The organism is Mycobacterium ostraviense (assembly GCF_002705925.1).
GTDB lineage: Bacteria > Actinomycetota > Actinomycetes > Mycobacteriales > Mycobacteriaceae > Mycobacterium > Mycobacterium ostraviense.
On sequence record NZ_NKRE01000001.1, the window covers coordinates 3412231 to 3424488 of the forward strand.

At 67.9% G+C, this 12258-nt stretch carries 8 protein-coding genes and 3 pseudogenes; 8 read left to right on the top strand and 3 right to left on the bottom strand.

Features of this window, described 5'->3' with window-relative positions:
• Positions 1–365: 365 nt before the first annotated feature.
• Together CDN38_RS33030 and CDN38_RS15755 are read right to left on the bottom strand one after the other, a co-directional pair.
• Positions 366–1106, bottom strand: a pseudogene (locus CDN38_RS33030) (transposase).
• A gap of 104 nt (positions 1107–1210) precedes the next feature.
• The gene (locus CDN38_RS15755; RefSeq protein WP_075510277.1) at positions 1211–3529 is read right to left on the bottom strand and encodes a DEAD/DEAH box helicase; all 2319 of its coding nucleotides are present in this window, start codon (positions 3527–3529) and stop codon (positions 1211–1213) included.
• A 249-nt stretch (positions 3530–3778) separates the two neighbouring features.
• Here CDN38_RS15755 and cspA point away from each other — a divergent pair, with 249 nt between their 5' ends.
• The 7 genes and pseudogenes from cspA to CDN38_RS33035 all read left to right on the top strand — a co-directional run.
• Positions 3779–3982 carry a cold shock protein CspA gene (gene cspA / locus CDN38_RS15760; RefSeq protein WP_007772268.1) on the top strand — a complete coding sequence of 68 codons (204 nt, stop codon included), beginning with the start codon at positions 3779–3781 and terminating at the stop codon, positions 3980–3982.
• 211 nt (positions 3983–4193) lie between these two features.
• Positions 4194–4772, top strand: a complete 579-nt coding sequence (locus CDN38_RS15765) for a hypothetical protein (protein ID WP_075510252.1) — start codon at positions 4194–4196, stop codon at positions 4770–4772.
• Positions 4773–4966: 194 nt separating this feature from the next.
• On the top strand, positions 4967–7771 hold the full coding sequence (topA, locus tag CDN38_RS15770; RefSeq protein WP_075510251.1) for a type I DNA topoisomerase: 2805 nt from the start codon (positions 4967–4969) through the stop codon (positions 7769–7771).
• Positions 7772–8205: 434 nt separating this feature from the next.
• Positions 8206–8472: pseudogene (locus tag CDN38_RS15775) on the top strand (alpha/beta fold hydrolase); the annotation flags it as partial.
• Positions 8473–8551: 79 nt separating this feature from the next.
• The gene (locus CDN38_RS29495; RefSeq protein ID WP_161951613.1) at positions 8552–8728 is read left to right on the top strand and encodes a hypothetical protein; all 177 of its coding nucleotides are present in this window, start codon (positions 8552–8554) and stop codon (positions 8726–8728) included.
• A gap of 27 nt (positions 8729–8755) precedes the next feature.
• A complete protein-coding gene (locus CDN38_RS15780) occupies positions 8756–8995 on the top strand; it encodes a hypothetical protein (RefSeq protein WP_075510250.1) in 240 nt (79 codons plus the stop codon).
• Positions 8961–9239 (top strand): annotated as a pseudogene (locus CDN38_RS33035) (response regulator transcription factor); the annotation flags it as partial. The gene CDN38_RS15780 and the pseudogene CDN38_RS33035, both read left to right, overlap by 35 nt.
• 21 nt (positions 9240–9260) lie before the next feature.
• Here CDN38_RS33035 and CDN38_RS15790 read toward each other — a convergent pair.
• On the bottom strand, positions 9261–10865 hold the full coding sequence (locus CDN38_RS15790) for an adenylate/guanylate cyclase domain-containing protein (protein ID WP_075510249.1): 1605 nt from the start codon (positions 10863–10865) through the stop codon (positions 9261–9263).
• 155 nt (positions 10866–11020) lie between these two features.
• On the opposite strand from CDN38_RS15790, the gene CDN38_RS15795 reads away from it, so the two are divergent.
• Positions 11021–12235, top strand: coding sequence for a DNA polymerase III subunit delta' (locus CDN38_RS15795; protein ID WP_099319408.1), 1215 nt, complete (start codon positions 11021–11023; stop codon positions 12233–12235).
• Positions 12236–12258 lie beyond the last annotated feature (23 nt).

Genomic DNA, 12258 nt, shown 5'->3' on the forward strand with positions numbered 1-12258 from the left:
ACCTGAGCTAGGAAGCACTCACGACGACACAGGCCCTGCCCAACAGCCCAACCGGTCAACCAGCGTCCCCGCAATGGCCGTAAAACACCACCCTCCTAGGCCTCAAATAAGCGAGTCGGCGGCGGCTGGCCCCGGGATTGCGCGGGATGCGGATCAGGTTGGTGGCGGCGGCGGTTCTTTGAGGTGTTGGACGGCTGTCAGGGGTGTGTGAGCGGCCGTGGTTCAGCTGGATTCCCGCTTGTGCGTGGCTTTTTCGGGTATGTGGGCATGCGGGGCGACGCGGAGTGTGCCGGTGCGGCACGGGCGAGGGCGTCCGCCGGGTGCGGGCGTGGCATGGGGCGAGAAGTGAAGGGGCGGCGCGGGTGTCAGCCGTAGCGGGTGCGTTCGATGGTGCTGAAGGCGCTGAAGAATCGGTCCAGGGCGGGGTGGTAGCCGATGATCCGGATGGTGATGCCGCGGGCGCGGTGGATGACCATGGCGGGGATGAGGATGTCCTGGGTGCAGAAGCGGCGGAACTCCATGCCGATCATGTCGCGTCGGTCGGTTTTGCGGTGCAGCATCATCGCGAACCAGGACTTGATGTTCCAGGCCAAGGCGGCGATGACCATGTAGGCCCAGTTGGAGACCAGGTCATAGAGCGGCATGCGCAGCGCGTTCACCCCGTTTTTCAGCTGCTCGATGACATTTTCCTGGTCGCAGCGGTCGTGGGCGCAGGCCACGACCTGGGCGGGGGTCAGCTCGGTGCGGGTGGGCAGTGTCGCGGCGCAGCCGCTCGATGTCTTCGAGCCGGATGCCGCCGCAGGCCACGTTGTAGGCCAGGTTCAACACGTGGTCGGATTCGTGATAGGGCAGGTGCACCTTCAACACTGCAGGTCCTGGTCGATCCGTTCGACCAGCCCCAACCGGGTGACCAGCCGATGCACCGCGGCGATCCCCCCGAAGGCGGTGGCATCGATGTTGGCGCCGACCTCGTAGCGCACCGCGCCCGAGTTCAGCATCGGCGCGGGCTGCGCGCCCCAGTGCCCCGCCCGCGCATGGCGCACTGCCACCCTGCCCCGCCGGCGCGTGATGTTCCGCCGACCCTGTTCATGCGTTATCTTCTTCACCACAAAGGCCTTTCCCGCTGAGCTGCGTTGAGGTCGCAAACCCAGCCAGGGTAAAGCCTTTGCCCTATCCTCCCCAGCCGACACGCTTACTCAAGGACTACGCGCTAGCTCAAGGCTAGCTCCGCAAGCACCAGTCGTAGCACCGACACAGCCCCCGCCTTGTCTAGTGGGTCGTTGCCGTTGCCGCATTTGGGCGATTGCACACACGACGGGCATCCGTTCGGGCATTCGCAGGCCTCGATGGCCGCGGCGGTGGCTTCCAGCCAGGTGCCGGCCCGACGGAAGCCGCGCTCGGCGAACCCGGCTCCGCCCGGATAGCCGTCGTAGACGAAAACTGTTGGCAGCCCGTCGGGCCCGATCGCGGTGGACAGCCCGCCGATATCACCGCGGTCGCAGCTGGCCAGCAACGGCAGCAGCCCGATGGCCGCGTGTTCGGCGGCATGCAATGACCCGGGAATCCGTGGCGCATCAATCCCCTTGCGGGCCAGGGAATCCGGGGCAATCGAGTACATGACCGCAGTCGTGGGCAACACCTGTTCGGGCATATCCAGCTCGACGAAGTCGATCACCTCTCCGTTGAGCCGGCGGCGCAGATATCCCACGACCTGATGAGTGACGGTCACCGGCACCAGGCCCAGCGTGACGGCGCCATATTCCAACCGCTCACCGGTTCCGGTCACGCCAATATCGGTGACCTCGCGCGCGAATGTGGCATACCCCGGATCTTCGGCGCGGACGAAGGCGATCCCTTCCTCGAAATCCAGCGAGTCTACGACGTAGCTTTCGCCCTGGTGCAGATAAACCGCGCCTGGATGCACGCAAGTCGGTGCCCGGCCCGTATCGACACTGCCCAGCAGCCGCCCGGTGCCGGACTCCACGATGACGATCTGGCCGCCGATCGAGCCCCGAATGTCCACTGCCGCATGGGGTTCCACTCCCGGGGCAGGGAAGTACTTGCCGCCCCGCCGGCGCAGCAGCCCGTCGTCGACCAGTCCAGCAGCCACCTCCACCGCGCCCAGCGAGCGTACCTCGGCCTCTTCGAGGGGTAATTCGACTGCGGCGCACAGCAATTGCGGACCCAGAAGATGGGGGTTGCCCGGGTCGATCACCACCCGCTCGACCGGCTTGCCCAACAACGCGGCCGGATGGTGCACCAGATACGTGTCCAACGGATCGTCGCGGGCGACCAATACCACCAGCGCGCCCTGACCGCGTCGGCCGGATCGTCCCGCTTGCTGCCAGAACGACGCAACGGTCCCGGGGAAGCCGGCCAGTACCACCGCGTCCAGCCCGGCGATGTCGACACCCAACTCCAAAGCGTTGGTGGTGGCCAGCCCCCGCAACCGGCCCTCGGCCAGCGCGTGCTCCAACGCGGTGCGGTCCTCCGCCAGATATCCGGCCCGATACGACGCCACCAGGCCGGACAACTCCGGGGCGACGTCGTCGAGCCGCGCCCGGGCGCACAGCGCGGTCAGCTCCGCAGCGCGGCGTGACCGCACGAACGTCAGCGTCTGTGCGCCCTCGGCGATCAGGTCGGCCATCAGCCGCGCCGCCTCGGCGCCCGCGGATCGTCGAACCGGGGCGCCGTTCTCCCCGGTCAGATCGGTGCGCAGGGCGGGCTCCCACAACGCCACCGTGCGCGCCCCCTGGGGCGACCCGTCGTCAACCACCTCCGCGACCGGCTGGCCGATGAGTTCCGCGGCGGTCTGGCCGGGGGAGTCCGTTGTGGCGCTGGCGAATATCACCGTCGGGCCGCAACCCGGCTCGGCCGAGTACCGGGCGCACAGCCGCAATAGCCGGCGCAGCACCATCGCCACATTCGAGCCGAAAACTCCACGGTAGTAATGACATTCGTCAACAATCACAAAACGAAGCCCGCGCAGCAGCACCGCCCAGCGGGCATGGTTGCGCAGTATCGACAGGTGGACCATGTCCGGATTGGAGAACAGCCAGCGCGATCGTTCGCGCGCAAAGCGCCGCACCTCGGCGGGACTGTCGCCGTCGTAGGCGGTGGGGGCGACGTCGTTGACCGGGACGGCGGCGGTCAGCGCATGGGCCGCGCGCAACTGGTCGTGGCCCAGCGCCTTGGTCGGCGACAGGTACAGCACCCGGGCCCGCGGATCCGTCGCCAGCGCATTGAGCACCGGCAGCTGGTAGGCCAGTGACTTTCCCGACGCCGTGCCGGTGCTGACCACCACGTGCCGGCCCTCGTGCGCCAGTTCGGCGGCCTCGAGTTGGTGCGACCACGGCACGGTGATACCGCGGTCGACGAACGCGCGAACCACGTTGGGGGCGGCCCATTCCGGCCAACCGGTTGGTCGGCCAGGCTGCGGCGGCAGCTCGGCCAGGTGGCGCAGCGGAGACTCGCCGGGCGGGGTACCGGCGAGTGCAGCGGCGAGCAGTTCGCTGCCGAAACTCGCCATTAACACACCCTTCGACAACTCGTCCACGACAGAAGTCTGTCGCCGACGCGACGAACATGGTTGACTGATTGCGGTCGCAGCTTCTGTGTTCGTGTCAAACTTTCGCAGGATCGACGTTGCGGCCGCGGTTCCTGCGAGGTTATCGGTCGGGTTAAGTTCCGGCGACTCTGCGAGGTATGGCGGTCGCAGCTTGGCCCGGGGCACCGAGAGGCGGTGCACCGCACCCAGAAGAAAAGGAAAGATCGAGAAATGCCACAGGGAACTGTGAAGTGGTTCAACGCGGAGAAGGGGTTCGGCTTCATCGCCCCCGAGGACGGTTCCGCGGATGTGTTTGTCCACTACACGGAGATCCAGGGTTCGGGCTTCCGCACCCTCGAAGAGAACCAGAAGGTCGAGTTCGAAATCGGCCACAGCCCTAAGGGCCCCCAGGCCACCGGAGTCCGCTCCCTCTGATCCGAGCGGTTCTGACGAACCCCCCGGCGCAGCCCGCACAGCGGGTCGGGCCGGGGGGTTTTCGTTACCTCAGGTGCACCAGGTCGCGCGAGGCGCAAGCGGCTGCTGTGTCTGCTCGGCAAGCTCGGCCGGGGCCCAGCGGCACCGCACCTGGCCGCCGCGCCGGATACGCAGCAGCCGCGGATCGACTCGCTGGCCTACTGTCGGTGGCGTGAGCCAGCTTTCCTTCTTCGCCGCGGAGTCCGTGCCGCCCGCGGTGGACGATCTTTCCGGAGTGCTGGCGGCCTCGGGCCAGATCGTCATGGTCGGCACGGGTGCCCGGCTGTCGGTGGTTGTCAGCGAACTGTGGCGAGCCGTCGGTCTCGCCGAAATGATGCGCGAGGCCGGCCTGGTCGCTGAGATCGCCCGTACCGACGAGGACACCCCCCTGGTGCGCACCGCCGCGGATCCGACGCTGCGCCCGATCGCCGCGGCCTGGACCCGCGGTGCGGTGAAGACGGTGCCCCCGCGATGGCTGCCCGGGCCGCGGGAGCTGCGGGCGTGGACGCTGGCGGCCGGCAGCCCGGAAGCCGACCGCTATCTGCTGGGCCTCGATCCGCACGCTCCCGACACCTATTCGCCGCTGGCGTCGGCGCTGATGCGGGTCGGCATCGCGCCCACCCTGATCGGCACCCGAGGCGCCCGGCCGGCGTTGCGGGTCAGTGGCCGGCGCAGGCTATCGCGCCTGGTAGAGAACGTGGGGGAACCTCCGGACAGCCCCGATGCGTTGGCTCAGTGGCCACGGGTCTGAGGGCCCGCCGACGCTGGTGTCTCAGGTAGCCGGTTTGCGCAGGCGCGCCCAAGGGTGCGAAATTGTCAGGTGCCCACGGGCGAGGGGACGGTGGCGTACCGGAATTTCACCTGAGATTCAGTGCCGGTCTGGCACTCTTCCTACCGGGGGCGGTTCCGTGGGGAGCCAGGATCAGAGATGGAGCGTAACCGCAGTTGGCTGAGCCGAAGACTAGGGGCCCTCGAAGCTCCGGCAGCCGTAGTAGCAGCGGCAACGGGAGCGGCCGGCGACTTGTCATTGTCGAGTCGCCCACCAAGGCGCGCAAATTGGCCGGCTACCTGGGGCCCAGATACATCGTCGAGTCGTCGCGAGGCCACATCCGCGACCTGCCTCGGGCGGCCGCCGACGTGCCCGCCAAGTACAAGTCCGAGCCGTGGGCCCGGCTCGGGGTCAACGTCGACGCCGACTTCGAACCGCTCTACATCATCAGCCCGGAGAAGAAAAGCACCGTCAGCGAGCTGAAAGGCCTGCTCAAAGACGTCGACGAACTCTATCTGGCCACCGATGGTGACCGTGAGGGTGAAGCGATCGCCTGGCATCTGCTGGAAACCCTGAAGCCGCGCATACCGGTCAAGCGGATGGTCTTCCACGAGATCACCGAGCCGGCCATCCTCGAGGCCGCCGCCAACCCCCGCGAGCTGGACATCGACCTGGTCGACGCGCAGGAAACCCGGCGCATCATGGATCGGCTCTACGGCTACGAGGTCAGCCCGGTGCTGTGGAAGAAGGTCGCGCCCAAGCTGTCGGCGGGCCGGGTGCAGTCGGTGGCGACCCGAATCATCGTCCAGCGCGAGCGCGACCGGATGGCGTTCCGCAGCGCGTCGTATTGGGACATCGTTGCGATGCTGGACGCCAGCGTGTCCGACCCGAAGGCCCAGCCGCCCACCTTCGCCGCCCGACTGACCACTGTGGACGGCCGCAGGGTCGCCACCGGCCGCGACTTCGACTCACTGGGTCAGCTGCGCAAAGGCGCGTCTAGTTCGGCGGAGGTCGTCGTCCTCGATGAAGGGAGCGCCACCGCGCTGGCCACGCGTCTGGACGGCGCGCAGCTGACCGTGGCGTCGGTGGAGGAAAAGCCCTACACCCGCCGGCCGTACGCGCCGTTCATGACGTCGACGCTGCAGCAGGAGGCCGGGCGCAAGCTGCGATTCTCCGCCGAACGCACCATGAGCATCGCGCAGCGGCTCTACGAGAACGGCTACATCACCTATATGCGTACCGACTCGACGACGCTGTCGGAGTCGGCGATCAACGCCGCGCGTACTCAGGCGCGTCAGCTCTACGGCGAGGAGTACGTGGCCGCGGCACCGCGTCAGTACACCCGCAAGGTGAAGAACGCCCAGGAGGCGCACGAGGCCATCCGGCCGGCTGGTGAGACGTTCGCCACCCCGGACGCGGTCCGCCGCGAACTCGACGGTGACGAATTCCGGCTCTACGAGCTGATCTGGCAGCGCACGGTGGCCTCGCAGATGGCCGACGCGCGCGGTACCACGCTGAGCCTGCGGATCGAAGGCATGGCCGGCCAGCAGCAGGTGGTGTTCGCCGCCAGCGGCCGCACCCTGACCTTCCCGGGCTTTCTCAAGGCCTACGTGGAGACCGTGGACGAATTGGTCGGCGGCGAAGCCGACGACGCCGAGCGGCGGCTGCCGCAGCTGAGTCCGGGCCAGCGGCTGGCCGCCGTCGAGTTGACGCCCGACGGTCACGCCACCAATCCGCCCCCGCGCTACACCGAGGCCTCACTGGTCAAGGCGCTCGAGGAGTTGGGTATCGGGCGCCCGTCGACGTATTCGTCGATCATCAAGACCATCCAGGACCGCGGCTACGTGCACAAGAAGGGCAGCGCCCTGGTGCCGTCCTGGGTGGCGTTCGCCGTAACCGGTTTGCTGGAGCAGCATTTCGGCCGCCTGGTCGACTACGACTTCACCGCGGCGATGGAAGACGAGCTCGACGCGATCGCCGCCGGCACCGAGCGACGCACCAACTGGCTCAACAACTTCTACTTCGGCGGCGAGCACGGCGTGGCTGATTCGGTGGCCCGCTCCGGGGGGTTGAAGAAACTCGTCGGCATCAACCTCGAAGGCATCGACGCGCGAGAAGTCAACTCCATCAAGCTGTTCGACGACGCCGAAGGCCGTCCGGTCTACGTTCGGGTGGGCAAGAACGGGCCGTACCTGGAGCGCATGGTAACCGGCGACAACGGTGAGCCGGCACCGCAGCGCGCCAACCTCGACGACTCGCTCACGCCCGACGAGCTGACCCTCGAGGTGGCCGAGCAGCTTTTCGCCACCCCGCAAGAGGGACGCGTGCTGGGTGTCGACCCGCAGACCGGCCACGAGATCGTCGCCAAGGACGGGCGTTACGGGCCGTACGTGACCGAGGTTCTCCCGGAACCGGCGGCCGAGCCGGCCAAGAAGGGCAAGAAGACCGCCGCCAAGCCCCGCACCGGCTCGCTGCTGCGCAGCATGGATCTGCAGACGGTCACGCTCGAGGATGCGCTGAGGCTGCTGTCGCTGCCCCGGGTTGTGGGCGTGGATCCCGAGTCGGGTGAGGAGATCACCGCGCAGAACGGACGTTATGGGCCATACCTGAAGCGCGGCAAGGATTCTCGTTCGTTGGCGACCGAAGACCAGATCTTCACCATCACCCTCGACGAAGCGCTCAAGATCTACGCTCAGCCGAAACGCCCTGGGCGGCAAAGCGCTTCGGCTCCGCCGCTGCGTGAACTGGGCACCGATCCGGCGTCGGGCAATCCGATGGTGATCAAGGACGGGCGGTTCGGTCCCTACGTCACCGACGGTGAGACCAACGCCAGCCTGCGCAAGGGTGACGACGTCGCGACGATCACCGACGAACGCGCCGCCGAACTGCTGGCCGACCGACGGGCCCGCGGCCCGGTCAAGCGGACCGCCAAAAAGACCGCCCGCAAGGCGCCGGCTAGGAAGGCTGCCAAGCGTCCTTAGCGCCAGGTTCGCAAGTGAGCCAACAGCTGTGGGTTCTCGGAGGCTTTCGCAGGTGATCTGCCTGGTCCGGGCCGCCGCGATCAGATCTTTCACATGGATCTCAGGCGGAGTCGGTACCCAGTTTGCCCGTCTTTGAGCGACAAGCCAAGGTGACCACGAATGGGGCTGGTCAACGATGTCCTCTTGCGCAGCCTTGGCTGCCCACGCACACCTTGGGCTCTGTTATCGGCACGCCGATACCGCTCCTTCGCTCGAACCTCTTGTGACGGCGGGCGTTCGGGGGATGTCTTACGTGCTCACCGAATCGGCTGTCATGTCGCCGGATCGAGTGTGCCGTGGCGGCTTTGAGAGTGTATGGAGGGCGGGAACCGCCGCGATCGGCCGCCCTGACGGCACGCTCGGCGCCGTCAGCGCACAGTCGATGCCGCCAGCGCCGCGTGATCCTGTCGCTGTACCGCTCGGCGCGCCAACCCGCGATGGCCGAGGCGGGCCGTGCACTGGAGAATGCTGCGGCCCGGCCGGATCTGTCGCTACTTGCCACCGAGGACCCCTACATCGGCTCCGAGGAACTCCGTCGCCGTGCCGCGCGCCAGGCCGGAGCCCGCACCGAGGTGCTCGATGGGCTCGGACACTGGTGGATGGTGCCGGACCCGGCTCGTAGCGCGGAGGCTCTTACCCACTTCTGGGAGACGCTTGGCTAGGCTGCACCGGCTCGATTGCGATCACGGCAAATCGACGAGATTTGTGGTGACTTTACCGAGGTGCTCCTATGCTGTCCCGGTGCGTTTGTCGTGGCCGCTTTCGGGCCGCGCCGAGGAGTTGCGGAGCATCGGGGCCGCGATTGCGGATCCGGACTCAGCGGGCATTCCCGTGTGCGAGGCCGCGGGCGTCGGCAAGAGCCGAGTAGCCCGCGAGGCGCTGGAGGCTGCCGCATCCGAAAGCTGCATCGTGCGTTAGGTTGTCGGCACCACGGCGGGTCAGAATTTGCCATTCGGCGCCCTCTCCTCATGGGCGGTACCGGCCGACGGCGGTAATTTGCAGCTGGCCCGTGCCGTGATCGAGGCGCTGATCGCCGCACCGGACGGCGCCCCCGTCGTTGTCGGTGTCGACGACGCGCATCTGCTGGATGGGCTGTCGGTATTCGCCTGGCAGCAGATCGCCCAGCGCGCCGCGGCGAAACTTGTGCTGACTGCGCTGCTCGACGCGAGCAGCGGCGCTTGCTGAACAGTGCGGCGGCGCCAGCACCCCGGCGCTATGCCGGACTAGTGAACGGTTGCCGCTCACCGACAGGGAACGCGAGATCGCGATGCTACTCGGGCAGGGGTTGTCGGGCCGCGCGGTTGCCGAGCGACTGATCCTATCCGTTCGCACCGTCGAGGGACATATTTATCGCGCGATGGCCAGAACAGGCGTGACAAGCCGCGAGGAACTCGCGGCGCTGTTGTGCCAGCAGCGATCGCGTCGGTAGTGCGGACGGTGTCGGGCCATCCTAGCCGCGCATCTCGCTGGACACCTCTTCGCTCGAAACCTCTTCGGGCGCAGCCAGATTCAGCGGTCTAGCCAACTGGGTGGGTGCGGCGCGCCCCCGCAGCTCGACGACTTCGCCGACATCCCAGCACAGCGCCTCGGCGTCGAGCGCGCCGCTGACCGCGATGGCCGACGCCAGCACGTGGCCCGCTTCGAGCTTGGCCAGTTCGGTGAGTCGCGCGGCCTCGTTGACCGGGTCGCCGATCACGGTGTATTCGAAACGGGCTTGCGCGCCGATGTGGCCGGCGATGGCCCGTCCCGCCGACACCCCGATTCCGAATTCGGCCGACCCCAGCACCGGGATGAGCGCGTCGTGCAGTTCCCGCGCGGCGCACAACGCGGCGCCGGCACCGTCGGGGTGTTCGATCGGTGCGCCGAAGATCGCCAGCGCGGCGTCGCCCTGGAATTTGTTGACGAAGCCGCCGTGCCGGCCGACGGTATCGACCACCACCTGGAAGAACTCGTTGAGCAGATGAACCACCTCGGCGGGCGGTCGCGTGGCGGCCAGCTGGGTGGAGCCCACCAGGTCCACGAACAACACCGCGACGTCGCGTTCCTGACCGCCCAACTCGGTGCCGCGCTCGATGGCGCGGCGGGCCACGTCTTCGCCGACATAGCGACCGAACAGGTCACGCAGCCGCTGCCGCTCGGACAGGTCCCGGACCATGTCGTTGAAGCCGGCCTGCAGCAAGCCGAGCTCGCTGGCGTCATAGATCTGCATGTGAGCGTTGTAGTTGCCGCGCTGTACCTCGGAGAGGGCCCAGCGCAGCTGGCGCAGCGGATCGGCGATCGACATGGCCACCAGCAGGGTGCTGACGAACCCGATGCCCAGCGCCGCCAATGCCAGCAACAGGATGGGATCGAACAGCTTCTCCGGTGTGGTGTGCAGCAACGCGATCTTGTCGGAGACCACCGCCAGCACGATCGCCAGCAGCGGCACCGCGGTGGACAGCACCCAGGCCAGCATCAAGCGCAGGATGACGCCGGGTGTCCGCAGGTTTTCCGGCACGCCGCTGCGCAGCGCGGCCACCGCGACGGGCCGCAGGACCCGCTCGGACTGCAGGTAGCCGATGATCGCGGTCGCGGTGGCCCCCAGCGCCGTGGCGACCACGACGACGGGCGCGGCGTAGCGGGCCACCGACCAGCTGGCGACGATGAAGACCACACTTCCGATGGCCCACACCACGAGGCTGATCGCGGTTCGGTAGAAGGGCATCCGCAATACGCGCCTGCGGGCCAGCTCGGTGGCGGCCGGATCAGCCTCGGCGAGAAGGTTGTCGCGCCGCTGCCATCGGAAAACTGGTACCAGCAGTTTGAAGTTCGCCGCGACCCCGGCGAAAAACACGACGTGCGCCGACAGTACGAAGATGACCAGGTTGAGGCGCGGCAGGTCCTGCAGCTGGATCCGATCACCCGGTGGCAGGCCGTAGCGGAGGAAGCCGAGGACGAAGAGCGCCCCAATGATGTCGGACTGCAGCATGCTCAGCGAAAACACCGGCCACGGGGTGCGCACCACCCACCGGACGAACGCGCTGATCCGCCTGGGCAATGCTGCCACGGTAGCCACGAGCCCACCGTATCCGGCGGTAGTGACTGGCCGGAAACTTACGGCCGCCCCGGCACGTCGCCGCGGACCGGCCGAAGCGTCGAAAGGTTACGAGATGGTCGCGAAACGGCGGCCAATCGGTCTCTGTCGGCAGGGACTAATAATGTGCACCAATGATGTCCGGGGTGTTTACGAGGCTGGTAGGCCAGGACGCGGTGAAAAACGAGCTGATCGCCGCCGCCAGGTCGGCTCGTGGTGACAACCGTCACAGCCTCGCCGGCGACGGAAATATGACACACGCGTGGCTGATCACCGGTCCACCGGGTTCTGGCCGGTCGGTGGCGGCATTGTGCTTCGCGGCCGCGCTGCAATGCACCGGGGATCCCGAGGACGGGGGTCCCGGATGTGGACGCTGCCGGGCCTGCGCGACGACGATGGCCGGCACCCATGCCGACGTACGACGCGTCATTCCCGAGGGCCTGTCCATCGGCGTCGACGAGATGCGGGCCATCGTGCAGATCGCATCCCGGAAGCCCACCACCGGACACCGCCAGATCGTGCTGATCGAGGATGCCGATCGGCTGACCGAAGGTGCCGCCAACGCGCTGCTCAAGGTGGTGGAGGAGCCGCCGGCATCGACGGTGTTCCTGCTGTGCGCGCCCTCGGTGGACCCCGAAGACATCGCGGTCACGCTGCGATCCCGATGTCGGCATGTCGCGCTGGTGACGCCCTCGACCGCGGCGATCGCCCAGGTGCTGGCCGACAGCGACGGTTTGGATACCGAAACCGCGGCGTGGGCGGCGTCGGTCAGCGGCGGTCATGTGGGACGGGCCCGGCGGCTGGCCACCGACCCGGAGGCCCGGCAGCGACGGGAGCGGGCGCTGGGGTTGGCGCGTGACGCCGTGACGCCGTCGCGCGCCTACGCCGCTGCCGAGGAGCTGGTCGCCGCCGCCGAGGCCGAGGCGCTGGTGCTGACCGCGGACCGGGCCGAGGCCGAGACGGAAGAGCTGCGCACGGCGCTGGGGGCCGGCGGCACGGGTAAAGGAACCGCCGGGGCGATGCGCGGCGCCACGGGTGCGATCAAAGAGCTGGAACGACGCCAGAAATCCCGTCACACCCGCGCCTCGCGGGATGCGCTGGACCGGGCGCTGATCGACCTAGCGGGCTATTTCAGGGACGCGTTGCTGGTGTCGGTGAACGCGGCCGCGGTAGCTGCCAATCACCCGGACATGGCCGACCGGGCCGCGGCGTTGGCCGCACATGCCACACCCGATCGGCTGTTGCGTTGTATTGAGGCCGTGTTGGCCTGCCGCGAAGCGCTGGCGATCAACGTCAAACCCAAGTTCGCGGTCGACGCCATGGTGGCCACCATCGGCCAACAGCTTGGGTGATTTGCCCGCCTGCCGTAGACTCG